The sequence below is a fragment of the Caballeronia telluris genome (assembly GCF_001544495.1).
Lineage (GTDB): Bacteria > Pseudomonadota > Gammaproteobacteria > Burkholderiales > Burkholderiaceae > Caballeronia > Caballeronia telluris.
Window position 1 is genome coordinate 1 of record NZ_FCNZ02000018.1, and the last position, 24,171, is coordinate 24,171.

Below are 24,171 nucleotides of genomic sequence, written 5' to 3' on the forward strand. Positions count from 1 at the left end.
TCCCAGCTGTCCACGTGGACAGGTAGCATCAGAGAATCACTCGTCCATTGCTAGGGCGTCCCTGAAGGACCGCATACGTTCAACTGCTTGACGTTCACTGCGTCGGTGTCGGCCGTGCCCGTTGCCACGTTCACGATCTTGCGCTCGGAACCCTTCGCGCCAACCGAAACCACGTTGTCCATCGAGCTATCGCTGCCCGAACCGAGCACGACGCTGTTCTTACCCGTCGGCTTCGTGACGCTGTTACCGATCACGAAAGTACCGTCGCCGGATGCAGTGCTGTCGTTACCCAGCACGACCGACTTCAGGCCGTTGACCAGATTGTCCCGGCCGATGCCGATTGCGCTGTCGTTGTTGACTTGCGTACGCGTACCGATCGCAATCGCGTCCGGCGAAGAATCGTTGATCTGCGCCAGGTTGCCCATTGCCAGGCCGCGGTCGGAGATCGAGTTCGCCTTGTAACCGAATGCCGCGGACTGCACACCGGAAACAAACGTGCCGTAACCCACCGAGACTGCCGAATCCGCACCCGCGATAGCATTCGAGCCGACTGCCACCGAGCGCACGCCATTCGCGCGCGTCAACAGACCGATTGCGATCGAATCCGTACCCAGTGCCTGAATCGAGTTAGTGACGTTGGTCGTCGGACCTGCTGCGATCAGATCGTCCGGCGTCAGGCTGGACGTGGCAGCAAGCGACACAACCGCGGCACGGCTCGTCGGAATGGCTTGCGAAAGCGATGCCAGTTGCGTGGTCACCGCCGAGTGCTGGGTAGCCAGCAACGACTGCACCTGACCCAGATTCACTGCGTCGGTGTCGCCCGTACCGGCCGCCACGTTGACGATCCGGCGAGTCAGCTTCGAGTTACCGATCGAAACCGTGTTGTCCGCCGAGGCGACCGAGTTCGCACCAATAGCTACTGCGTTCTTGCCGTTAGCCGAAGAGCCGTAGCCGATGACTACCGAATTCAGACCATAGGCACGCGAGTTCGTACCGAGAGCGAAGGAGTTGTCTTCACCGGCCGATGCATCGCCGCCAATTGCCACCGAGTTCTGACCGGTCGCGAGTGCAGCAGGAATCGGATTGCCGGCGTTGTCCAGCGACGTACCGAAGGCGATGTACTGAAGGCTTGCCGAAACGCCGGACAAACCATTCAACGCGCTGCCGACATCGGCATACGTCTTGTTGCCGATCTTGTAAGCCGGTGCGCTGATCTTTCCGTCCGCACCGACCGTTGCGCCAGCACCCAGCGCTGCTGCCGTCGACACCGCCTCGTTGTACAACTGCGAGCCGTTGATCGCGTCCTTGCTCGACGCGCTGATCGTGCCCGCCATCAGGTTCGTGATCTTCGTGCCCGAGGCGCCAGCCAGCGTGACCAGGTCCTTCGCCGCGCTGTCGTATGCAACGAATGCGTTCGTCACGTTGCCGCTCGAATCGGTCGTCAGGCCTGCATCCGTCAATTGCTTGACGTTCACTGCGTCGGTGTCGGCCTTGCCCGCTGCCACGTTCGAAAGCGTTACCGGCGTCGTCGAGCCCTTGCCGCCGAACGTAACCTTGCCCTTCGTCGTGTCGTCATAGGCGACAAACGAGTTCGTCACATTGCCCAGCGAATCGACCGTTGCGCCCAGCGCATTCAACTGTGCCAGATTGACCGCGTCTTTCGCCGCCGTGCCTGCCGTGACGTTATGAATCTGCGTGCCGCTCGAACCGCCCAGCGAGATCGCTGCCTTCGTTGTGTTGTCGTATGCAACGAATGCGTTCGTCAGGTTGCCGCTCGAATCGGTCGTCAGGCCTGCATCCGTCAATTGCTTGACGTTCACTGCGTCGGTGTCGGCCTTGCCCGCTGCCACGTTCGAAAGCGTTACCGGCGTCGTCGAGCCCTTGCCGCCCAGCGTGAGCTTGTCGTGCGCCGACGTGTCGTACTTCACTGCGTCGGGTGAACTCGGGATCGCTGCAATTTGGGCGTTCAACTGCGCAACGTTCACTGCGTCCGTGCCGGCCGTGCCCGTTGCCACGTTCACGATCTTGCGCTCGGAACCCTTCGCGCCAACCGAAACCACGTTGTCCATTGAGCCATCGCTGCCCGAACCAAGCACGACGCTGTTCTTACCCGTCGACTTCGTGACGCTGTTACCGATCACGAAAGTGCCGTCGCCGTCCGCAGTGCTGTCGTTACCCAGCACGACCGACTTCAGCCCGTTCACCAGATTGTCCCGGCCGATGCCGATCGCGCTGTCGTTGTTGACTTGCGTACGCGTACCGATCGCAATCGCGTCCGGCGAAGAATCGTTGATCTGCGCCAGGTTGCCCATTGCCAGGCCGCGATCAGAGATCGTGTTGGCGTTATAGCCGAATGCTGCGGACTGCACGCCCGAAGCGAACGTGCCATAGCCGACCGACACCGCCTGGTCCGCACCCGCGATAGCGTTCGCGCCGACTGCCACCGAGCGGTTACCGTTTGCGCGCGTCAACAGACCGATTGCGATCGAATCCGTACCCAGTGCCTGAATCGAGTTCGTCTGGTTCGCCGTCGGACCCGATGCAATTAGTTGGTCCGGTGTCAGGCTGGATACGACGGGGGCGGCGAGCGGAACCAGCAAAGCGCGGCTCGTCGGAACGGCTTGCGAGAGGGACGTGAGTTGCCGAGCTGAACGTCGTGGTTTGCGCAGCCAGCAACGACTGCACCTGACCCAGGTTGACCGCGTCGGTGGTTGCCGTGCCTGCCGTTACGTTGACGATCCTACGGGTGTTCTTCGAGCTACCGACCGAGAACGTGCCCGATACCGTCGCCGACGAGCCGTAACCAACGGCAACCGAGTTGTCTGCCGTTGCGCGGGCGCCAGCACCGAATGCCAGTGCCTGATTGCCCGTCGCAGCCGAGTTGCCGCCGACGGCAACCGAGTCGTTACCGCTTGCGTTAGCGGCGCCGCCCGAGTTGTTCGAGAAGCTCATGTAGCGCAGTTGGCTGCTCGCCGCCGACGCATCTTGCGCAACCGACTGGAGCTGCTTGTAGTTGACCGCATCGCTACCGCTCGTGCCATCCGCCACGTTCGTCAGCTTGACCGGCGCCGCGCCCGAGCCTCCGAGGGTAACCGTGGCCTTGGTCGACGCGTCGTCGTAGTGAACGGCATTGGCGTCGGTGCCACCGCCGCCGGCAGCGGCTGCCTTGTCCAGTGCATCCTGCAGGCTACTGGTGTTCTTACCGTCGATCGTGTAGACCGGCGCAGTGACCGAGCCATCAGGGTTCATCTTCGAACCAGCGCCGAGGGCCGCCGCAGTGCTCGACGCAAGGGCAAACAGTTGCGAACCGTTGACCGCGTCCTTGCTCGATGCGCCGATCGCGCCCGCTGCCAGATTCGTGATCGTCGTGCCGGCCGTGCCACCTGCGAGGGTGACCTTTCCGTTCGACGAACCCGCGTCATACGCGACGAACGAGTTGGTCGGATTGCCGTTCGAATCCGTCTGCAGGCCGAGCGCCTTGATCTGAGCCAGGTTGACCGCGTCGTTGTCCTGCGTGCCTGCCGCGACGTTGGTGATCTGGCGCTTGATCAGCGCGCTGCCGACCGAAATCGTGTTTGCGCGGTTGGCGACCGAGTTTGCACCAAGCGCGACTGCGCCCGTGGCGCTGGCGCTGGCATTGGCACCGAGCGCGAGCGCTTGAGCAGCCCCGGACACGGCACCGTCGCCGATTGCAACGGCCGACGTGTTGTACGAACGCGCGTTGTTACCGATTGCCACGCTTTGCAGCGACGCAGTCGCGTTGGCACCGAGTGCCAAGCTGTCGGAGCCTGCGTTCGTATTCACGCCGATCGCTACACCCGAGCCGTCGCCTTCGGCACCGCTGCCGATAGCGATCGCACCCGTCTTCGAAGCGCTCGGGCCCGTATCGAGAGTCGCCAGGGCGCCCGTCCCGATTGCGACGCCGTCCGTGACGTCTGCAATCGAGCTCGTACCGATGGCCGTCGCGTTCGTGCCCGTTGCCGAGCCGTCCGTCACGGCGAACACCGACGACGCGCTGACGAGACCGAGACCGCCCACCGCAACCTGCGCCAGGATCGCCTTCGAGATCGCAGTCTTCGCACGCTTGCTCTTGCTACGCCCCTTTTCCAACTCGGAAACGGCGACCCACGAGCCTGTCGTTTCGTTCCATACGGACTTGTATGTCTTATTCATACTATCGCTAACCCCAACAAAAAATAAAAAGAATCGCCATTGCAGCGCGGCACGGTGGTTGGTCGGCATCCTTTTCTAAGGATGACCAAGTGATTGAAAAATTTTGTCAATCGACTTGACCTTCCAGCCTCTTCCAGCGCGTTCGCACTGGGTTCGTAGAGAAACGGGCCGATGGCCAATCCCGCCCATTTGAGAACGCTGGCGAACTATAGGGATTGCAAGCATTGCGCTTAACACGAAAACTCTTAATTTCGCATCCCAGATTAAATGCGGAAGATTCGGCATGCCCCGAAGCCGCGCAAGCTGCGACCGACTCGTTCATCGCATGTCCGAAAACCCATACCGCATAAAGGGTTTCCGGCTTCCTCCGCTCGATCGCCCTCGAATTTGAGACACTGCAAGGAGAATCTCGGAATATCCGACGTTGCTTGGGAACAACTCTTTTTCATCGTCAATTCAGCGTGTGGTCCGCCAATAAAAAAAAGCCGTCGATGCAAAGCATCGACGGCTTTTTGATTTGACGCGCCAGCTCCTTCAGCCGAGGCGTAATCGCGGCTTCACCCCTGCTGCAACCACTGCAACAACGTCCCGCTGTTCAAGCGCATCTTCAGCACTGCCTGATATGCGTCGAACTGCGTCGTCACCTCGGCGACACGATTGTTGTAGAAATCGCTCTCGGCCAGCAGCACGTCCAGCAACGTCCGCCTGTTCAGGTGATACCACTGCTCGAAGAACTGCTTGCGCACGAGTTCGGACTCGGCCGTCACCTCGTCATACAGCCGCGCCCGGTCGGAGAGCGCGAGCGCGTCGTGATGCGCCTGACGCACGTTGTACTCGGCGTCGAGGCGCAGCTGGTCTTTCTTCTCGCCACTCGACGTTGCACGCGCCCGCGCCGCACGCTCGTTTGACGTCTGGGTGCCGCCCGAGAACGGCGTCCACGAGAGCTGCAACATCGTGGTCCACGGCTGGCGCTGGCCGAACTCGTCGCGTCCCGTCGACTTCGTCACGACCCAGTTCACCTGCGGCAGCCCCGACGCGCGGACCGCCTTCGCATACGCATCGGCGGCTTCCTGCTCGGCCGCCGCCTGCGCGACCGCCGGGTTCTGGTCGATCGCCGCGACGGCGTCGTCGACGCTCATCGCGTGCATCTGCCAGCGCGTGCTGCGCGGCATCGACACCGGTTCGTCGCCGACGAGCTTCTTCACTGCCAGTTCGAGTTCGCGCATGCGCGTGGTGACCTGGTCCTGCGACGTCTGCGCCTGGAGGAACCGCGCCTTCGCCTGCGTCAGTTCGCTGGAGCGGCCCGGGTCGACCTTGACGATCTCCGCGAGCATGTCGACGAGCGCGCCCATCCGTTTGACATAAGTCACGCCGATTTCGAAGGACGCGCGGTTTTTCGCCAGCTCGACGAGGTTCGACGAGACGTCGAAGGCGTTCTGCTGCGCGGTCGCGACGTACTTGAACTCCGCCGCGGCCGCCGTCTTGCTGCGGCTCTCGATGGTCTTGCTGTTCTTGCCCCAGTCGTACACGGTCGTCGACAGGTTGACGTTCGCGTAGGCGCGGTTGTAGTCGTTGAACTGCGTTTTCGAATCCCTGATCGATGGCGAGTAGCCGCCGATCTGCAATTGCGGCCAGCGCGCACCCTTGGCGGCATCGGTGTCGAATCCTGCCGCCTCCCAGTCGGCGCGAGCCTGCCGGACGTCCGCGCTGCGGTCGCCCGCGATCTCCGCCGCATGACGCAAGGCACCGCGGACCACTTGCTCGGGCACCGTTGCACGCTGGGTGGCGTCGCGCGCGTCGGCGGAGCCGTCGTCGAGCCACTGCGAGTACGCTTCGTCCACGGCACGCGCACCGCGATCGGCGCGCTTTTTCGCATGCGGCGCCGCGTCGGGGAAATCGATCACCACGTCGTTCGCGTGCGACATGGGAGCCGCCGTCATCGCGCTGATCGGCTCTTGCGCGGCGCTCACGAGGTCGGCCTTCGGGATCGGTGCGGTCGCGGACGCGTGCGCGGGCTCCGGCACGAGTACAGGCATCGGCGGCTGGCCGAAAGTCTGGGCTTGCGCCTGCGTCGGTTGAACGTTCAGGGCTGCCGCGTGCAGGTCCGGCGCATGCACTCGCAAAGGCTCCGGCGCCATCGCGGCAGCGGAGACAACCGGCGGCGGATTCCCGCGTATCGTCGTCTCGACAGCCGAAGCGCCGGAACTCGACGCGTACTGAAGCTGCTCGCGCACGACCGGTTGGGGCGCGACATTGGCGCTCTGTGCACGAACCGGCGTAACGTCGGCGGATCGCAGGCGCCAACTGGACACGGGCCGCGTCGCCATGCCGATCGGCGCGCGAGGCGCCTCGGCGACGACGGCCGCCGGCTTCGTGCTCACCTGCGGCGCCGCGATAGCCGGCTCCGGCGCCATCCTGGTCAGCCCGAAGTCTGCTCCGGCCACGCGCACGGGCTCGTCGCTCATCGCCGGGCCTGCTTCGGGATTCGCCGCCAGCCTGGGCGCCGGAGCCATCACGTTCGACGCGACGTAAGCCGGAGCCGGAGCCGGCGCCGCCGGGACGAACGCGCCCGGTTGCGTGACCGGAACCTGCGTGGGCAACCACGGCATCGCGTCGAGCGCCGAGGCCGCTTCGGATCGCGACGGTGCGAACGCGAGCGCCATCATCCCGGCACCGACGACCGCGCCCGAAGCGCTCCACAACGGCCGGGGCAACGCTGCCGCCCCTTCCTGGCCCGGACGTCGCCGAGCCTTCTTCATCTTCTGCGAGATGGAATTTCCCTTATGCATGACAGCTCATCTCTCGCGGAAGGCTTCGCGCGCCTTGAAAATTGGCTTCAACAAATAGGACAGGACGGTCTTCTCGCCAGTCCGGATCTCGACGTGGCCCGTCATGCCAGGAATGATCGGCAGATGCTTGCCGTGCACGACGAGTTCACTCTTGTCGGTCAGCACCTGTACGCGGTAATAGATCGCATCGGGCTTGCCGGGTGCGGCGTGGTCGTCCTGCAGCGTGTCGGGACTGATGTCCTTGACGGTGCCCTTCAGGCCGCCGTAAATGCCGAAGTCGTAGGCGGAGATTTTCACCGTCGCGGGCAGGCCGGGATGCAGGAACGCGACGTCCTGCGGCTTGATCCGCGCCTCGACGATCAACTGGTCCGCGTAGGGCACGATGCTCATGATCTGCGCGCCCGGCTGGATCACGCCGCCGATCGTCGTCACCTTGATGTCCTTCACCGTGCCCTTGACCGGGGCGAGCATCGTCGTGCGCTTGAGCACATCGGCGCGGCCGGTGAGGTTTTCCTTCGTCTGCGCGAGTTCCAGTTCGAGCCGCGACAATTGTTCGTTTGCGTCGGCCAGATACTTGTTGCGACGCTCGACGATCTGCGCCTGCAGATCGTTGGCGCTGCGCTTCATGCGCAAGACTTCGGTCTCGGAGATCAGGCCGCGCTTGGACAGCGGCTCGGTCATGTTGAGCTCGTTCATCGCGAGGTCGTAGCTGTGCTGCAACGACACGACACTGTCCTGCAACGCGCGGCGCCGCGCCTGATACGCGAGCGTCTCGGCTTCGACGACGCTCTTGTCCTTCTGCACGTCGTCCGGAAACGAAAGCGGCTGGCCGTACGCTTCGGCGCGCAGCCGGGCGACCGTGCCGCGCAGGCCGATCAGCTTTGAATAGCCTTCCGCATAGGATGAATCGGCGCGCTTCGGGTCGATGTTGAGGAGCAGTTGTCCCTTCTCGACGACATCGCCTTCGTGCACGTGCAGGTCGGCCAGGATGCCGCCTTCGAGGCTCTGAATGATCTGCTCGCGGCTGACCGGAATGACCTTGCCCTCGCCTTGCGTCACTTCCTCGACGCGCGCGAATTTCGCCCACACGAGACCCGCGACGATGATCGCCACCAGCAGATAGAGCACGGCGGTCGTGCCGGGAATCGATTGCGCGAGCTGCGACTCGCGCAAGTCGTTCATGTAGGCGAGATCGGCCGGATGAATGCGCTTCTTGGCCGGCGCCGGCGCGCCGAGGCTACTGCGGAATTTCTGAATCAGGTTCATTGCGTGTGCTCCGTTGCCGGGGCGGACTGCGGTGGCCGTGGAGGCGACGGCGGCAGCGGGGTGACGGGTTGAGCGGCTCGCACAGGCGAGGGCTCATCGGTTGCCGCAGCCGTCTGTACCTTCTTGCTGGCCGGGTTCAGCGCGGCGAGCACTTTTTCCTTCGGACCATCGGCGACGATCTTCCCGCTATCGACGACGACGATCCGGTCCACCAGCGCCAGCAGCGACGGCCGATGCGTGACCACGACGAGCGTCTGCCCGACGGTTGCCTTCGCCAGGTCGGCGATGAACGCGGCTTCGGTCTGCGTGTCCATCGCGCTCGTCGGTTCGTCCATGAGAAGCAGCGAGGGCCGCGCGAGCAAGGTCCGCGCGAGCGCCACGAGTTGGCGCTGTCCGCCGGAGAGCCCGTCACCGTTCTCGCCGATCGGCATGTTGTAGCCCATCGGGCTGCCGGCCGCGATCGCGTCGACGCCCGTCAGTTGCGCCACGCGCAGCAGTTCATGCACCGACGCATCGGGCCGGCCGATCATCACGTTCTGACGCAGCGAACCGTAGAACAGCCGGCTGTCCTGCGCGACATAGCCGACGGACGCGCGCCAGTCGGCGGGATCGATTTGCGCGACGTCGATGCCCGCGCTGAACATCTGCCCTTTGGTCGGGCGGTAGAGGTTCGCCATCACGCGCAGAAGCGACGACTTGCCGCTACCGACGCGCCCGAGAATCGCGATGCGTTCGCCCGCTTCGATTTTCAGGTTGATGTCCTTGAGGAAGTCCGGCACCGGCATGCCGTTCGGCGACGGATAGTGAAACCCGACGCCCTTCAATTCCAGCGCGCCCGTGATCGCCGGATCGTGCAGGTAATCGACTTTGGGATCGCGTTCGGAAGGTCTTTCCACCAGTTTGTTGAGCGAGTCGAGCGCGGCTTTCGCCTGCTGGAAGCGCACGGCGAGCCCCGCCACCTGGCCGAGCGGCGCGAGCGCACGCCCGCCGAGAATCACCGAACCGATCAGCGAACCCTGCGTGAGCTTGCCATCGGCGATCAAATACACGCCCGTCACGACGAGCAGCACGGTTTCGAACTGCGTCATCCAGCTCACGAAGTTGATCGCGAGCGTGGAAAGGCGTTTCGACTTCATCGACGTCGCCGATGCGAGCGCGCTGAACTGCTCCCAGCGCTCCTGCATGTAGCGTTCCCCGCTCGTCGCCTTGAGCGTCTCGATGCCTTCCACCGCCTCGATCAAAAGACCCTGCTTCAGCGACGATTCGCGCAAGTTCTCCTTCATCGTCTTCGCAAGCGGCCACTGGATGGCAATACTTACGCCGACAATGATTGGAATAAGAATCAGTGGGACGAATCCGAGCACGCCGCCGATCATGAAGATCACCGCAACGAAGAGCAGCGTGAACGGCAAGTCGGAGATGGTGGCGAGCGTCGCCGAGGCCACGAAATCGCGCACCGATTCGAATTCGCGCAACTGATTCGCGAAGGAACCCGCCGAGGCCGGCTTGTGCTCCATGCGGATCGCCATGGCCTTGCGAAACAGCAGTGCGCCCATCACGAGATCGGCCTTCTTGCCGGCGACGTCGAGCACGTGCGCGCGGACGTTGCGCGCGATGAATTCGAACAGCATCGCGATCGACACGCCGATCGCGAGCGACCAGAGCGTCACGAATGCATGATTCGGCACCACGCGGTCGTAGACGTTCATCGTGAAGAACGTGCCGGCGAGCGCGAGCACGTTGATGATGAGCGCGCCGAGCGCGGCGCTCCAGTAATAGCGTCGATAACGCCAGAGCGTCGAGAGCAGCCAGTGGCCGTTGCTGTCGGTGGCGGGCGCGCCAGCGCGGGCGTCGACCTTGGCAAGCGGCTTCACGAGCATCGCGAAACCGGCGTAGAACTCCTTGACCTTCGATACGCCCATCTTGACGACCTGCGGCCCGACTTCGGGCAGGATCACCAGATAGGCCGTCTCGTATTCGTCGTCCTTCTTGTCCTTCTGGTCGGCGGGGCTCTTCTGCACCTTGACCTTGTCCGGCGCGGTGCCGAGCAGAATGCAGCCGCCGTGGTCCTTGCGAAAGAGGATCACCGGAAGAAGCATCGGCGAGATTTCGTGCACGAATCGCTCGACCACGCCCGCCGCGAATCCGGCCTGCTCCATCGCGATCTGCGCCTGCTTCGGCGACATGAAGCGGCCGGCGGGCAGACCCGCGACCAGAGCGGCCTCGCTGACCGGCTTGCCGTGGTGAGCCGTCATCCAGATGAGGCTCTTGAGCAAGGTATCGTCGACTTTCCTGGCAGGCGCGAGCGCCTGTTCGTTCAAAGCCGGTTGGACGGACGCGTCGGCGTCTGGGGCATCGTTTTTCATGACGTGTTGCTACGCGGTTGTGCACGTCGGCCGGGGTGATGCCACGGTCTGCGTGCGGTGGGTGCGTCGATCGAAAACGGACATACCGATTGCTGTGTTATCCGAATCGTTTGTCTTTAAGTTCGATTGCTTTCGCATCTTCCTCATTCTCGCGACGACGGGTCACAAGTAGGCAGCGAATTATCCGCAGCGCCTGGTCGATGACGTATAAGAAGCCTCTTAATCGCGATTAATCGGGTTATCGAAGTACTTTTATTTGACGACTTATGCCAATTTCAAACAAAAGTTATCTTTTCGACCTCCCGAATAATGCGGGGTCGCGTATCAAAAATTTTTTGTGCTGGGTTCGAGCGGGAAGCCAGTCGGACTTCGCAGCCAGGATCTGCTCCGGTGCGCGACGGGATTGTCCACGTTTGGCATCGGATGACTATGAGGTTCGTCCGATTTTTGAATCGCGTTGCGCGATCCGCCACACAGGGAGTTGGATAGAAGCGTGCTGGACGGCGGGCCGCGCGATTCGCGCCGCCCGCCGTCGATGAACCGCCTAGAAAGGCTTGATGACCACCAGCAGCGTCGCGCCGAGCAGTCCGAGCACCGGCAGTTCGTTGAACATGCGGTACCACTTGTCCGAGCGCTTGTTCTCGCCGCGCTGGAACGTATGCAGCAGCCGGCCGCAATACGCGTGATAAACGACGAGCAACGCGACGATCGCCAGCTTCGCGTGCAGCCAGCCCTGCCCCTGGCCGATGCCGACCATGAGCCACAGCCACAGCCCGCACGCGAGCGCGGGTATCGCGATGAACGTCATGAAGCGAAACAGCTTGCGCGCCATCAGCAAGAGCCGCGCGGTGGCGGCCGCGTCGTTCTCCATCGCGAGATTCACGAAGATGCGCGGCAGATAGAACAGCCCCGCGAACCACGAGGCCACCAGCACGATATGCAGCGATTTGATCCAGAGCATCGGTGCGCGCCTTCTTATTGGCGCACTTCGCCGTGGCCGAGGACCACGTACTTGAGCGATGTCAGTCCTTCGAGGCCCACCGGTCCGCGCGCGTGCAGCTTGTCGTTCGAAATGCCGATTTCGGCGCCGAGACCGAACTCGAAGCCGTCGGCGAAACGGGTCGATGCGTTCACCATCACGCTCGCCGAATCTACTTCGCGCAGGAAGCGCATCGCGCGGTCGTGGTCTTCGGTGAGAATCGCGTCGGTGTGATGCGAGCCGTATTCGTTGATGTGGTCGATGGCTTCGTCGAGATGGCCAACGATCTTCACCGCCAGCACCGGCGCGAGATATTCGGTGCGCCAGTCTTCCTCCGTCGCATCGACGAGACCGCCGATCTTCGCCGCTTCCAGCACGGCGCGCGCGCCCGGATCGACGCGCAGTTCGACTTCCTTCGCCTGGAACATGCGCGCGAGCGCGGGCAGCGCCTCGTTCGCGATGCCGCGCGCGACAAGCAGCGTCTCCATCGTGTTGCAGGTGCCGTAGCGATGCGTCTTCGCGTTCTCGCAGACGGCGAGCGTTTTCGCGAGATCGGCGCGGTCGTCGACATAGACGTGGCAGATGCCGTCGAGATGCTTGATCATCGGCACGCGCGACTCTTCCATCAGCCGCGCGATCAGGCTCTTGCCGCCGCGCGGCACGATCACGTCGACGTAATCGGTCATCGTGATGAGCTTGCCGACCGCCGCGCGATCCGCCGTCTCGACGACCTGCACGGCGTCCTGCGGCAATCCGGCGGCCGCGAGGCCCTCGCCGATCAGTTTCGCGAGCGCGGTGTTGCATTCGAGCGCCTCGGAGCCGCCGCGCAGGATCGCCGCGTTGCCGGACTTCAGGCACAGCGCGGCGGCGTCGATGGTCACGTTCGGCCGCGATTCGTAGATGATGCCGATCACGCCGAGCGGCACGCGCATCTGGCCGACCTGAATGCCCGTCGGGCGGAACTTGAGGCCGCTGATCTCGCCGATCGGGTCCGCGAGCGACGCCACCTGACGCAGCCCTTCGACCATCGTGTCGAGCGCACGGTCGGAAAGCGTGAGGCGGTCGATGAACGCGGCGTCGTGGCCCTTGTCGCGCGCGCGGGCCAGATCGCGGGCGTTCGCTTCTTTCAGCGCGGCGCGTTCGCGTTCGATCGCCTTCGCGACCGCTTCGAGCGCCGCATTGCGCGCGGATGTCGTGGCGCGCGCCATCGCGCGGGACGCGGCGCGCGCGCGGCGGCCGAGGTCGGTCATGTATTCGTCGATGTTCATCGTGGTCTCTTGCAGTGCTCCCGCTGGCTCGAAGGCGACGCGGCCTGCGCGTTCCAGTGCAACGGGAACCGAATGCGTCCGCGGAAAACGGGACGCCCAATAACCTGATTCTAAGCCGATGCGCGTTTCAGCGACGAGGTCGGCCGGGCGCGGGCGTCGGGTTTCCCGAATGCGCGACCGTCATCGCGAGTTCGAACATGCCGTCCCACGGATTCGGCGGCGGCTCGCTGCCGCGCTTGCCGGTGCTGCCGGACAGGCCTTTGACCTGGCGGTCGAGCTGCGCCGCGAGCGCGAGCGCCTTTTCCAGCGCGCTTTCCGTCACCCGCGAAAGCGCCGGTCCGATCAGCCGTTCGCGCGGACCCCACACGCGGTTTTCGCGCAGGAGCGTGGCGAGCGGCTTGCCCGCCGCGACGCCGCGCTTGATGCGCAACAGCGTGCGCACTTCCTCGACGAGCGCCCACAGCACCAGCACGGCCGCTTCGCCCTCGCCCTTCAGACCGTCGAGCATGCGCGCGAGACGGCCGACGTCGCCCGTCAGCATCGCCTCGTTCAGCTTGAAGACGTCGTAGCGCGCGACGTTGAGCACGGCATCGTGAATCTGCTCGAAGGTCAGCACGCCCTCGGGATAGAGCAGCCCGAGCTTCTGGATTTCCTGATGCGCCGCGAGCAGATTGCCCTCCACCCGTTCCGCGATGAACGTCAGCGCGCGCCGCCCTTCCTCGCCAGGCGCGACGCGCTGTCCCTGCTGCGAGAGGCGCTGGTTGACCCACATCGGCAGTTGGGCGCGCTCGACCGGATCGATCTTCAGCGCGACGCCCGTGCCGCTGATCGCGGTGAACCACGCGGCCTTCTGCGTCGCGGAGTCGAGGCGCGGCAGCGTGATCAACGTGAGGACGTCGGGGTTGTCGGCGGCGGCGATGGCCTTGAGCGCTTCCGCGCCTTCCTTGCCGGGCTTGCCAGTGGGAATGCGCAACTCGACCAGTTGACGGTCGCCGAACAGCGACATCGACTGACTCGCGCCCAGGAGGCTGCTCCAGTCGAAATAGCGCTCGACCGTGAACACCGAGCGATCGGTGAACCCGCCCGCGCGCGCGGCCGCGCGGATGCGGTCGCACGCTTCCTGCGCGAGCAGGTGCTCGTCGCCGTAGACGACGTACAGGCCCTTGAGACCCTTGGCGAGATGCGCATCGAGCGCGTCGAGTTTGATTTGCATGCCAGGCGCGCTTCGCTCAGAGCGGCGGCGTCGGCAGCGGCGCGCGCGGTGCGATGCCAGGCAACTGCTCGCTCGGCGCGGGATGCAGCGAACGCACGACGGCGAGCCGGCGCGTCAACTGATCGACCGCGTCGTTCTGCATGTCGCGATAGAGCAGATCCGCTTCCTGCTGTTTCGCGAGCGCGTATTGCGTGCTGTAGGTCATCGCCCGGTTGAGCGCGATCACGCTCGGCGGAATCAGCACGGTGCCGTCCGCGCCGGTCAACGAATAGTTGAGCGAATACACCAGCTCGTATTCCTGCACGACGCCCTGCGAATTCAGGCTCAGCGTGCGCTGCCCGCGTCCCTCGCCGAGCGACAGGATCGCCTCCGGCTTTTCCGACGGCCTGACGACCACGGTGTCGCTGCCGCCCTGCACCATGCGTTCGAGGCGCGCGACCATCTGCGGCGCGCCGCCGCTGATCGCGAGGCGCTTGAAGACGTAGTCCTGCTGCCCGCGCAACTGGAAGCCGCACGCGGACAACGCGAGCGCGCCGCCCACGAGCGACAGGAACGCGCGCCTGCTGACACCGGACTGCGCGTGCGTCCCGGACAAACGATCGCACGCCTTCCCTTCGACGACTTTCCGGCTCACATACACTCCCATGTTTTTCGTTGCGGCTCAGACGACCACGTTGACGAGGCGCCCCGGCACCACGACGACCTTCTTCGGCGCGCGGCCTTCCGAGAACTTCGCGAACATTTCGTGCTCGACGGCCGCCTTTTCGATGGCTTCGCGCGGCGCGTCCTTCGCGACCGTGAGCGAACCGCGGACCTTGCCGTTCACCTGCAGCACGAGTTCGATTTCGGCCTGTTCGAGCGCGGCTTCGTCGACTTTCGGCCAGGGCGCGTCGAGCAGACCGCCGAATTCCCTGGCGTAACCGAGTTCCGACCACAACTGGAACGTGAGGTGCGGCACGACCGGATACAACACGCGCAAGAGCACGCCGAACGCCTCGTTGAGCACGCCCGCGCTCGCGCCCTTCGCGCCTTCGACGGCGTTCAGCATCTTCATCGCCGCCGACACGACCGTGTTGTATTGCAACCGGCCGTAGTCGAAGTCGGCCTGCTTGAGCACGCTGTAGATTTCGCGGCGCAACGCGCGCTCGGCGTCGGTGAGCTCCGACGCATCGAGCTTGGCGTGCTGCCTGAGCGCATCCGCCTGCGCGTGCGCGTATTGCCACACGCGACGCAGGAAGCGGCTCGCGCCCTCGACGCCCGTGCCCGACCATTCGAGCGACTGCTCCGGCGGCGCGGCGAACATCACGAAGAGACGCGCGGTATCGGCGCCGTATTGATCGATCAGCGTTTGCGGATCGACACCGTTGTTCTTCGACTTCGACATCTTCTCGACGCCGCCGAGCACGACCGGCTGGCCGTCCGCGATCAGCACGGCGCCGGTCGGCCGGCCCTTGTCGTCGTGCGAGACTGTGACGTCGAGCGGGTTGTACCAGGTCTTCTTGCCCGCCGCGTCTTCGCGATAGTACGTTTCGTTCAGCACCATGCCTTGCGTGAGCAGGTTTTTCGCGGGTTCGCCGAACTTGACGAGGCCCATGTCGCGCATGACCTTGGTCCAGAAACGCGAATACAAGAGGTGAAGAATCGCGTGCTCGATCCCGCCGATGTACTGGTCCATCGGCATCCAGTAATCGGTGCGCTCGTCGACCATCGACGTCGCGTCGGGCGCGGCGTAGCGCGAGAAGTACCACGACGAATCGACGAAGGTGTCCATCGTGTCGGTTTCGCGCTTCGCCGCCGCGCCGCACTTGGGGCACGCGCAGTTCACGAACGCTTCGGACTTCGCGAGCGGATTGCCCGTGCCGTCCGGCACGAGGTCTTCCGGCAGCACAACGGGCAGGTCCTTCTCCGGCACCGGCACGTCGCCGCAGCTCGGGCAATGGATGATCGGGATCGGCGTGCCCCAGTAGCGCTGGCGCGAAATGCCCCAGTCGCGCAGACGCCACGTCACCTGCTTGTCGCCGAAACCGGCCGACTTCAGGTCCGCGGCGATCGCGTCGATGGCTTCTTCCGACGTGAGGCCGTCGTACTTGCCGCTATTCACGAGACGGCCGCCGGTCTTGTCGGCGTACCACTCTTGCCACGCGTCGGTCGAGTACTCCTTGCCTTCCATCGCGACAACCTGCTTGATCGGCAGGCCGTATTTCTTCGCGAAAGCGAAGTCGCGTTCGTCGTGCGCCGGCACGCCCATCACCGCGCCTTCGCCGTAGCTCATCAACACGTAGTTGCCGATCCACACTTCGATCTTTTGCTGCGTCAGCGGATGCGTGACGAAAAAGCCGGTCGCCATGCCCTTCTTTTCCATCGTCGCCATGTCGGCTTCGGCGACGCCGCCGCGCTTGCATTCGTCGATGAACGGTTGCAACGCGGGATTGTCGCGCGCGAGACGCGTGGCGAGCGGATGCTCGGCGGCGATCGCGGCGAAGGTGACGCCCATGATCGTGTCGGCGCGCGTGGTGAACACGCGCAGGAGCTTCGCTTCGCCGTCGATTTCATACGGGAAGCCGAAGTTCACGCCGTAGCTCTTGCCGATCCAGTTCTGCTGCATCACCTTCACGCGCTCGGGCCAGCCGAGGCCTTCGAGGTCGTCGAGCAGTTGATCCGCGTAATCGGTGATGCGCATGTAGTACATCGGGATTTCGCGCTTTTCGACGAGCGCGCCCGAGCGCCAGCCGCGCCCGTCGATGACCTGCTCGTTCGCGAGCACGGTCTGGTCGACCGGGTCCCAGTTCACCGTGCCGGTTTTCTTGTACGCGATGCCCTTTTCCAGCATCTTCAGGAACAGCCACTGGTTCCACTTGTAGTAATCGGGCGAACAGGTGGCGATTTCGCGCGACCAGTCGATCGCGAGGCCCATCGACTGCATCTGCTTTTTCATGTACGCGATGTTGTCGTACGTCCACTTGGCGGGCGGCACGCCGTTCGCCATCGCGGCGTTCTCGGCGGGCATGCCGAACGCGTCCCAGCCCATCGGCATCAGCGTGTTGTGACCGTTCATCCGCAGATAGCGGTACATCACGTCGTTGATCGTGTAATTGCGCACGTGGCCCATGTGCAGCTTGCCCGACGGATACGGCAGCATCGAGACGCAGTAGAACTTGGGCTTGGTCGTGGATTCAGTCGACCGGTAGACGTCCTTCGCGCGCCAGTCGCTTTGTGCGGCGGATTCGACGTCGGCGGGTACGTATTTATCGTGCATGGTGTGGTTGGCTGTTCGGCTGATGCTGGAATCTGGCCCGGCCCCGCTCGCTGTGGCGCGTGACAGGGGAATCGGCTTGTTGGCTTGAGTCTACGGTCGTGACGGACGCGCCGATCAGGCAAAGGGCGATTATACCGTTCGGCGACGCGCCCTTGGCGGCGGGCCCGGCGGCCCGGCCGGCGCGGTTTGACGGGCCTTCGGGGGCCGCCCGCGCTTCATTTAGCGAGCCGGCGTGCCCTTCGGCTGCGTGACGAAGCCGATCTTGTCGAGCCCCGCCTGCTGCGCGGCGCCCATCACCTGCGCGATGACGTCGTAGCGCGTTGCCGCCGACGCCCGCAGATGGATCGCAGGCGGCGTCGCGCGCTTGCCTTCGGTCGCGAAGCGCGTGCGCATCTGGTCGAGCGTCACCGGCTGGTCGTTCCAGTAGAGCTTGCCGGCATCGTCGATGGAAAGGGTGATGGTGTCCGGTGTCTCGCGCACCGCTTGCGACGAGACCTTCGGCAGTTCGAGCCGGATCGCGTGCGTGAAAAGCGGCGCCGTGATGATGAAGATCACGAGCAGAACGAGCATGACGTCGATGAGCGGCGTCATGTTGATGTCGGCCATCGGCGAGCCGTTCGGTTTTTTTTCGAGTCCGCCGAAGGCCATCGCCGTTACGCCTGGTCGGCGCCGAGGCTGCCGCAGAGATAGGCGTGCAGGTCGTGCGCGAAGCCGTCGAGTTCCTCCGAGACCTGCCGCACGTAGCGCCCGAGCACGTTGTACGCGAGCACCGCCGGAATCGCGACGACGAGGCCGAACGCCGTCATGATGAGCGCCTCGCCGACCGGCCCGGCGACGTTTTCGATCATCGCCTGCCCGCTCGCCGCGATGCTGTTGAGCGCGTGATAGATGCCCCAGACCGTGCCGAGCAGTCCGACGAACGGCGCCGTGCTGCCGACCGACGCCAGCAGCACCTGCCCGAATTCGAGCCGCCGCTGGGAATTGAGCAGCGCCTGACGCAGCGCCCGCAGCACGCGCTCGCTGCGCTCGACGCGCGCGAGCAGCGCGCCCGGCACTTCCGCCTCGGACGCATGCCACGCCGCTTCCGCGAGCGGCAGATAGACGCGCTCGCGGTCGGTCGCGCGCAACGCGTCGATGCCGTCCGCGAGCGTCGCGGCCTGCCAGAAGCGTTTCAAAGCGCGCGGGCCCTGACGCTTCGCGCGCGAGAGCACCCACGCCTTGACGATCAGAAAGCACCAGCTCGCCACCGACATCGCGAGCAGCACCAGCGCGACGCCGCGCGTGATGCCGTCGCCGCTTTGCAGATAGTGGATAACGCCCGTGGCCGCCATCGTCAGCTAGGGGCTCGCTCAGCGCAGGCCGAGCACGTCCTGCATGTCGAAGAAACCGGCGTCGCGGCCAGCAAGGAAGCGCGCGGCGCGCAGCGCGCCCTGCGCGTACGAGAGGCGGCTCGCCGATTTGTGCGTGATCTCGATGCGCTCGCCGATGCCCGCGAACAGCACCGTATGGTCGCCGACGATATCGCCGCCGCGGATCGCGGAAAAACCGATGGTCGACGGATCGCGTTCGCCCGTCACGCCTTCGCGGCCGTAGACCGCGCAGTCCTTCAGGTCGCGCCCGAGCGCGCCCGCGATCACTTCGCCCATCGCGAGCGCCGTGCCGGACGGCGCGTCGACCTTGTGGCGGTGATGCGCCTCGATGATCTCGATGTCGTAGCCTTCGGCGAACTGCTTGGCGGCGAATTCGAGCAGCTTCATCGTCACGTTCACGCCGACGCTCATGTTCGGCGCGAACACGATGCCGATCTTCTCGCCCGCCGCGCGCAGTTGCGCTTTTTGCGCGTCGTCGAAGCCGGTCGTGCCGACGATCATCTTGACGCCGTGCCGCAGCGCCGCTTCCAGATGCGCGATCGTGCCTTCGGGGCGCGTGAAGTCGATCAGGAACTCGGCGTCGGCGAACACGCGCTCGATGTCGTCGGTGAGCACGACGCCTGTCGTCTTGCCGAGGAACGCGCCCGCGTCCTGGCCGAGCTGCGGCGCGCCGGTACGGTCGAGGGCGCCGGCCAGTTTGGCGTCGGCATCGTTGAGAACGGTTTCGATCAGCATCCGGCCCATGCGGCCCGATGCGCCGGCGATGGCGATTTTCATGGCGTGTCTGCGGTGACTGGGTTAAGACGTGCGTCCGGACCCGGGTGAAACGTGCGACGAAACCCGTCTGGCCTGTCGCGCGCCGGGTCCAGACGAGAGACAGCAGGACCACGCCCGCCGTTCCCGAACGACCTGCTAATTGAAGCTGAAGCGCTTGATGACGTGTCCTGCGACCGGCATCAGTTGCTCGGCGCGCCCTGCTGCGGCACGTAGAACTGCGTCTGCCCGGCAGCGTTCGCGGACGCGGGCGCCGGCGACGAACTCTGCGGACCGACCGCGCTGCTGTCCGGAATGTTGACCGGCTGCGGCTGGCGTTTCAGCTGGATTTGCGAATTGCCGGCCGTGGTAGCCGCCGCGCCCGGCGCGCCGCCTGCCGTCTGCGGCACGCTCGCCCGCGCCGACGACTGCCCGCGGCCGGCCGGCGTCTGCACCTGGCTCGTCGCACGGTTGGCGGCCTGCGCGGCCTGCTGGTTCGCGTCGCCCGCAAATGCCGCCGACGCGTCCGGCTGGATCGACGGCTGCTCGGCCGGCGGCGCCGTGACGGCGGCCGTCGTGCCCGACGCCGCGGAAGCCGCGGCCACGGGCGCGGCCGACGCCTTCGCCAGCTTGACGCCCTTGTCGCCGTCGATTTCGGCGAGCAATTCGAGGTTCGAAGGCAGATTCTCGCCGCCCGACCAGCTCACGACGCGATCGCTCGCGAAGTTGACGATGAAGTCGCGCTGCTGCACGACGGAAGTCGACCCGCGCTTGAAATAGAACACGTAGTCCCAGCGGTCCGAGTGGAACATGTCGGTGAGCAGCGGCGTGCCGAGCAGCGTCTTCACCTGATCGCGCGACATGCCGACCTGCATCTGGCTCGCCGCTTCCTGCGAAACGAAATTGCCCTGCACGACAGTGATTCGATACGGCGTGATGCTTTGCGCAATCCGCTGCGTGACGCTGTCGTAGGTGGAACATCCGGCCAGCGCGGTGGCCAATACGGCAGCGATCAAGGTTCCCCGCATACGACGGCTCTCCAGGCAATTCGACAAAGATTTTGGCAACATTTCACCTTTCATTTCACCCTGCGTGCGAGGCGTTTTCAGACCACGCTGATTGCTTCCACCGCGGCTCGACTTCGCACGAAGATGACCGAAACGGTAAAAACGCATTACTATGAGAACCTTGAATTGTACTCTAGGGATGCCTAGCTATGACCAATCCCGCCGATCTCAAAAACATCGGGCTCAAGGCGACCCTGCCCCGCCTCAAGATTCTGGAAATTTTTCAGCATAGTCCGGTGCGCCACCTGACGGCCGAAGACGTGTATCGCAACCTGATTCATGAGGAACTCGACATCGGGCTCGCGACGGTTTATCGCGTGCTCACGCAGTTCGAGCAGGCCGGGTTGCTTTCGCGCAGCAATTTCGAATCGGGCAAGGCCGTCTTTGAACTGAACGAAGGGACGCATCACGATCATCTCGTGTGTATCGACTGCGGACGCGTCGAGGAATTTTTCGACGGCGAAATCGAAGCGCGCCAGCAGGCGATCGCGAAGGACCGCGGCTTCAAGCTGCACGAGCACGCACTCGCGCTCTATGGCGCGTGCACGAAGGAAAATTGCCCGCATCGCAAGCACTGACGCGCTTTCGATGCAAAAACCGCCGCCCATCGGCAACGATGGGCGGCGGTTTTTTTGCGCCTCGGCTTGTCAGGCGGCTTGTCAGGCGGCTTGTCAGGCGGCGTGCCGGGCGGACGCCGCGCGAACCAGCACATGCCGTTCTGCCAGATCGATTTCGTCGCAATTCGGCTGGCTGCCGCCACGGTCGACGACGATGAAATCGCCTTCGCGATCCAGCACGATCAGCGGATGGTGCCAGACGCCGCGCGCGTAGTTCACGCCCTGCCAGCCCCGCGTGTGGAACGCGCGCAACCCCGCGGGATCGAACTCGCCCGCGGCCGCCACGACAATCAGATACGCCACGTCGCGCATCGGCAGGAACGCCTGGCTGCCGAGCGGATGGCGCTCCATCATCGAAATCTCGACCGGCTGCGGCCGCGGCTGGCCGCGAAACACGCTGATGAGCGGCCGCCCGCCCTCGTCCGCGCCGATATCGACGTGGGCGAGATCGTGAAAGCGCTCGGTCGTGCCGCCGTTGATCGGAAAATGGCGCGCGCCTTCCAGTTCGATGACGTCGCCGAAAGGCGCGAACGCCTCGCGCGTCAGGGGTTCCAGCGTCAGCGTTTTCATGGCCGTTACTCGATGTCGCCGAAGACGCGCAGCCGCGACACGCCGCCGTCCGGGAAAATATTGAAACGCACGTGCGTCACCGGTCCGAGCGCCGCGACTTCGCTCTCGAAGCGATGCACGTTGTCCATCGACAGCTTCTGCTCGGGCAAAAGCACCGGCCAGAACATCGCCTGCGTGACGAGCGACTCGTCCGTGCCGCCCGCCACGCGCGCCGCCTGCAACGAGCAGCGGTCGGGGAAATTGCCCTTGAAGTGCGCCGTGTCGACTTCGATCGCGCGGATCACGCCCGGATGCGCCAGCGCGACGATCGCCCAGTCGTTGCCCGGCTCCCGGCGACGCCGCGTCTCCCAGCCGTCGCCCATGTTGACGCCGCGCCCCGGCATCAGCATCTGCGAGGCCGGCCCGAAATGCTGGTTGTTCGCCGCGACCAGATACGCGCCGTTTTCGATCGCCGCGAGATCGAGCAGCGTGCCGCGCGCGACCCGCGAAAAGTCCGTCTTCGGCTGGCCGTAGACGCGCAGCCGCGCGATCCCGCCGTCCGGATAGATATTGACGCGCAGATGCGTGTAGGCGCGCGCGTCGGCGATTTCGACGTAATGATGGCGATTGCCCTGCAACGTCGTCGCGGGGACGATCTCGCGCCAGTCGCCGTTTTCCTGCGGGTTCGGGCTGTCAGTGCAGCACGCTTCGATCGACGCCGCCGGCGGGAAGTTGCCGGTGAAATGGCTCGTGTCGATGTCGATGCCGTGGATCGTGCCCGGCCGCGCGAGCTTGACGATGCAGAAGTCGTAGCCGGTCGTGCGCTTGCGGCGCGTTTCCCAGCCGTCCATCCACTTGCCGTGGCCGTCGTACTTGCCGGGAATGAACTGCGCCGGCTGCGGGTCGAGCATGCGCTCCTTCGGCGCGAAGAATTCGTCGCTGGCGAAGAGCGCTTCGGCGCCCAGCCGCGGATCGGCGAGATTCATGTAGCGGCGGGTGAATGCGGGAGCGTCGGCGTCGAGGATCGGGTTTGCCATGATGATCGTTTCCTTTGGAGTTGAGCGTTACAGCGCGTGCGCGGTTTCGTGCGGGTGTCCGTTCGTGTTCGCGGGCGCCGGCACGAACAGGAAGTCGGCGTCCTGGTCGAGCACGCGTTTGGCGCGCGCCCGGTCGATGTCCTTCTCCCACACGGCGACGACCACCGTCGCCACGCAGTTGCCGATCAGGTTGGTCACGGCCCGCGCGATGCCGACGAACCAGTCGACCGGCAGGATCAGCACGAGGCCGAGCACGGGGATCGCGGGAATCGCGGAGAGCGTCGCGGCAAGAATGACGATGGCCGAGCCGGGAATGCCGTGGGCGCCCTTCGACGTCACGAGCGACACCAGCACCACGACGATCAGATCGTGCAGCGAGAGCGGCGTGTTGGTCGCCTGCGCGATGAAGATGACGGCGAGCGTCAGATAGATCGAGAAGCCGTCGAGGTTGAACGAGTAGCCGGTCGGGATCACGAGGCCGACGGTCGAATCCTTCACGCCCATCCATTCGAGCTTGCGCATGATCTGCGGCAGCACGGCGTCCGACGAAGCGGTGCCGAGCACGATCGACAGTTCTTCGCGCAAGTAGCGCACGAGCTTGAAGATCGAGAAGCCCGCGAGGCGCATCACGACGCCGAGCACGACGAACACGAACAGGAAGCAGCTCGCGTAGAACACGACGACGAGCAAACCCAGTTGCTTGAGCGACGCCACGCCATACTGGCCGGTCGTGAACGCGATCGCGCCGAGCACGCCGAGCGGCGCGAGCTTGATGACGAACGCCATGATGCGGAAGAACACGTGCGACAGTTCGTCGATCAGGCTCGTCACGCGCTGCGCCTTGTCGCCGAGGAGCGACAGCGCCGCGCCGAACAGCACGGAGAACACGAGCACTTGCAGGATGTCGCCCTTCGCGAAGGCGTCCATCGCGGTGTCGGGGATGATCTTCAGCAGGAAGCCGGCGGTGTCCTTCAGGCTTTTCGCGTGCTCCGTGTAGGTGGTGAGCGACGCGGCATCGAGCGAATGCAGGTCGATGTTCATGCCGACGCCCGGACGCGTGAACCACGCGAGCAGCGCGCCGATCACGAGCGCGAGCGTCGTCATGATCTCGAAGTAGACGACCGCCTTCAGGCCGACGCGTCCGACCTTCTTCAGATCGCCCGCGCTCGCCATGCCGCTCACGACGACGCAGAACACGATCGGGCCGATCACCATCTTGATGAGCTTGAGAAAGCCGTCGCCGAGCGGCTTCAGCGACTGTCCGAAGTGCGGGAACAGCGCCCCGACCACGATGCCTATGATCAACGCGATCATTACCCTGCCAAACAGCGAATTCAGGAATCTCGACACGACCGTTCTCCTTCGTCGTCAATCTCAATCAGAGGATCAATTCAGCAACTGTTCGGACTGGTCGGACCAGTGCTGCGATGATGAATATTAGAAAGCCGATATGGTCCAGTCAAGGTCG

18 protein-coding genes are annotated in these 24,171 nt (G+C 64.6%); 1 reads left to right on the top strand and 17 read right to left on the bottom strand.

Features of this window, described 5'->3' with window-relative positions; all coding sequences use genetic code 11:
• Positions 1 to 50 precede the first annotated feature (50 nt).
• From AWB66_RS21755 to AWB66_RS21820, 14 genes are all read right to left on the bottom strand, one after another.
• On the bottom strand, positions 51 to 2,471 hold the full coding sequence (locus tag AWB66_RS21755; RefSeq protein WP_087632250.1) for a hypothetical protein: 2,421 nt from the start codon (positions 2,469 to 2,471) through the stop codon (positions 51 to 53).
• Positions 2,452 to 4,242, bottom strand: a complete 1,791-nt coding sequence (locus AWB66_RS21760; RefSeq protein ID WP_087632251.1) for an ESPR-type extended signal peptide-containing protein — start codon at positions 4,240 to 4,242, stop codon at positions 2,452 to 2,454. The genes AWB66_RS21755 and AWB66_RS21760 overlap by 20 nt, the downstream gene beginning before the upstream one ends.
• A 488-nt stretch (positions 4,243 to 4,730) precedes the next feature.
• Positions 4,731 to 6,962 carry a TolC family protein gene (locus AWB66_RS21765; RefSeq protein WP_087632252.1) on the bottom strand — a complete coding sequence of 744 codons (2,232 nt, stop codon included), beginning with the start codon at positions 6,960 to 6,962 and terminating at the stop codon, positions 4,731 to 4,733.
• A gap of 6 nt (positions 6,963 to 6,968) precedes the next feature.
• Complete coding sequence (locus AWB66_RS21770; RefSeq protein WP_087632253.1) at positions 6,969 to 8,228, bottom strand: HlyD family type I secretion periplasmic adaptor subunit; 1,260 nt, start codon at positions 8,226 to 8,228, stop codon at positions 6,969 to 6,971.
• Entirely contained in the window at positions 8,225 to 10,594 is a 2,370-nt protein-coding gene (locus tag AWB66_RS21775; protein ID WP_087632254.1) for a type I secretion system permease/ATPase, read from the bottom strand. Before AWB66_RS21775 ends, AWB66_RS21770 begins: the two co-directional genes overlap by 4 nt.
• A gap of 544 nt (positions 10,595 to 11,138) precedes the next feature.
• Positions 11,139 to 11,555 (bottom strand): CopD family protein, encoded by a 417-nt coding sequence (locus AWB66_RS21780; RefSeq protein ID WP_087632255.1) that lies wholly within the window; start codon positions 11,553 to 11,555, stop codon positions 11,139 to 11,141.
• A gap of 14 nt (positions 11,556 to 11,569) precedes the next feature.
• Entirely contained in the window at positions 11,570 to 12,841 is a 1,272-nt protein-coding gene (locus tag AWB66_RS21785) for a glutamate-5-semialdehyde dehydrogenase (protein ID WP_125469767.1), read from the bottom strand.
• 127 nt (positions 12,842 to 12,968) lie between these two features.
• Positions 12,969 to 14,054: a DNA polymerase III subunit delta gene (gene holA / locus AWB66_RS21790; protein ID WP_087632257.1), complete on the bottom strand. Its 1,086-nt coding sequence runs from the start codon at positions 14,052 to 14,054 to the stop codon at positions 12,969 to 12,971.
• Positions 14,055 to 14,070: 16 nt separating this feature from the next.
• Positions 14,071 to 14,649 (bottom strand): LPS-assembly lipoprotein LptE, encoded by a 579-nt coding sequence (locus tag AWB66_RS21795; protein WP_235021193.1) that lies wholly within the window; start codon positions 14,647 to 14,649, stop codon positions 14,071 to 14,073.
• A gap of 66 nt (positions 14,650 to 14,715) precedes the next feature.
• Positions 14,716 to 17,310 (bottom strand): leucine--tRNA ligase, encoded by a 2,595-nt coding sequence (gene leuS, locus AWB66_RS21800; protein ID WP_087632259.1) that lies wholly within the window; start codon positions 17,308 to 17,310, stop codon positions 14,716 to 14,718.
• 219 nt (positions 17,311 to 17,529) lie between these two features.
• Positions 17,530 to 17,958, bottom strand: coding sequence for an ExbD/TolR family protein (locus AWB66_RS21805; RefSeq protein ID WP_087632260.1), 429 nt, complete (start codon positions 17,956 to 17,958; stop codon positions 17,530 to 17,532).
• A gap of 5 nt (positions 17,959 to 17,963) precedes the next feature.
• Entirely contained in the window at positions 17,964 to 18,641 is a 678-nt protein-coding gene (locus AWB66_RS21810; protein ID WP_087632261.1) for a MotA/TolQ/ExbB proton channel family protein, read from the bottom strand.
• 18 nt (positions 18,642 to 18,659) lie between these two features.
• Positions 18,660 to 19,457 carry a 4-hydroxy-tetrahydrodipicolinate reductase gene (dapB, locus tag AWB66_RS21815; protein WP_087632262.1) on the bottom strand — a complete coding sequence of 266 codons (798 nt, stop codon included), beginning with the start codon at positions 19,455 to 19,457 and terminating at the stop codon, positions 18,660 to 18,662.
• 179 nt (positions 19,458 to 19,636) lie between these two features.
• Positions 19,637 to 20,461, bottom strand: coding sequence for an outer membrane protein assembly factor BamE (locus AWB66_RS21820; RefSeq protein WP_087632263.1), 825 nt, complete (start codon positions 20,459 to 20,461; stop codon positions 19,637 to 19,639).
• Between the two features lie 188 nt (positions 20,462 to 20,649).
• Here AWB66_RS21820 and fur point away from each other — a divergent pair, with 188 nt between their 5' ends.
• The gene (gene fur / locus AWB66_RS21825; RefSeq protein ID WP_087632264.1) at positions 20,650 to 21,078 is read left to right on the top strand and encodes a ferric iron uptake transcriptional regulator; all 429 of its coding nucleotides are present in this window, start codon (positions 20,650 to 20,652) and stop codon (positions 21,076 to 21,078) included.
• Between the two features lie 93 nt (positions 21,079 to 21,171).
• Here the strand turns inward: fur and AWB66_RS21830 are convergent, their stop codons facing one another.
• From AWB66_RS21830 to AWB66_RS21840, 3 genes are read right to left on the bottom strand one after another with little or no spacing between them, the layout of a single operon-like run.
• Complete coding sequence (locus tag AWB66_RS21830) at positions 21,172 to 21,687, bottom strand: ureidoglycolate lyase (protein ID WP_087632265.1); 516 nt, start codon at positions 21,685 to 21,687, stop codon at positions 21,172 to 21,174.
• A 5-nt stretch (positions 21,688 to 21,692) separates the two neighbouring features.
• Positions 21,693 to 22,703: an allantoicase gene (alc, locus tag AWB66_RS21835; protein WP_087632266.1), complete on the bottom strand. Its 1,011-nt coding sequence runs from the start codon at positions 22,701 to 22,703 to the stop codon at positions 21,693 to 21,695.
• Between the two features lie 27 nt (positions 22,704 to 22,730).
• Complete coding sequence (locus AWB66_RS21840) at positions 22,731 to 24,053, bottom strand: C4-dicarboxylate transporter DctA (RefSeq protein ID WP_087632267.1); 1,323 nt, start codon at positions 24,051 to 24,053, stop codon at positions 22,731 to 22,733.
• Between the last annotated feature and the right edge of the window lie 118 nt (positions 24,054 to 24,171).

Bases quoted from the DNA above. Each gene is read 5' to 3' on its own strand.
- AWB66_RS21830 (WP_087632265.1), bottom strand. From the start codon at position 21,687: ATGAAAACGCTGACGCTGGAACCCCTGACGCGCGAGGCGTTCGCGCCT.
- AWB66_RS21805 (WP_087632260.1), bottom strand. From the start codon at position 17,958: ATGGCCTTCGGCGGACTCGAAAAAAAACCGAACGGCTCGCCGATGGCC.
- dapB (WP_087632262.1), bottom strand. From the start codon at position 19,457: ATGAAAATCGCCATCGCCGGCGCATCGGGCCGCATGGGCCGGATGCTG.
- AWB66_RS21820 (WP_087632263.1), bottom strand. From the start codon at position 20,461: ATGCGGGGAACCTTGATCGCTGCCGTATTGGCCACCGCGCTGGCCGGA.
- alc (WP_087632266.1), bottom strand. From the start codon at position 22,703: ATGGCAAACCCGATCCTCGACGCCGACGCTCCCGCATTCACCCGCCGC.
- AWB66_RS21810 (WP_087632261.1), bottom strand. From the start codon at position 18,641: ATGGCGGCCACGGGCGTTATCCACTATCTGCAAAGCGGCGACGGCATC.
- holA (WP_087632257.1), bottom strand. From the start codon at position 14,054: ATGCAAATCAAACTCGACGCGCTCGATGCGCATCTCGCCAAGGGTCTC.
- fur (WP_087632264.1), top strand. From the start codon at position 20,650: ATGACCAATCCCGCCGATCTCAAAAACATCGGGCTCAAGGCGACCCTG.
- AWB66_RS21765 (WP_087632252.1), bottom strand. From the start codon at position 6,962: ATGCATAAGGGAAATTCCATCTCGCAGAAGATGAAGAAGGCTCGGCGA.
- AWB66_RS21785 (WP_125469767.1), bottom strand. From the start codon at position 12,841: ATGAACATCGACGAATACATGACCGACCTCGGCCGCCGCGCGCGCGCC.
- AWB66_RS21770 (WP_087632253.1), bottom strand. From the start codon at position 8,228: ATGAACCTGATTCAGAAATTCCGCAGTAGCCTCGGCGCGCCGGCGCCG.
- AWB66_RS21760 (WP_087632251.1), bottom strand. From the start codon at position 4,242: ATGCCGACCAACCACCGTGCCGCGCTGCAATGGCGATTCTTTTTATTT.
- AWB66_RS21775 (WP_087632254.1), bottom strand. From the start codon at position 10,594: ATGAAAAACGATGCCCCAGACGCCGACGCGTCCGTCCAACCGGCTTTG.
- leuS (WP_087632259.1), bottom strand. From the start codon at position 17,310: ATGCACGATAAATACGTACCCGCCGACGTCGAATCCGCCGCACAAAGC.
- AWB66_RS21780 (WP_087632255.1), bottom strand. From the start codon at position 11,555: ATGCTCTGGATCAAATCGCTGCATATCGTGCTGGTGGCCTCGTGGTTC.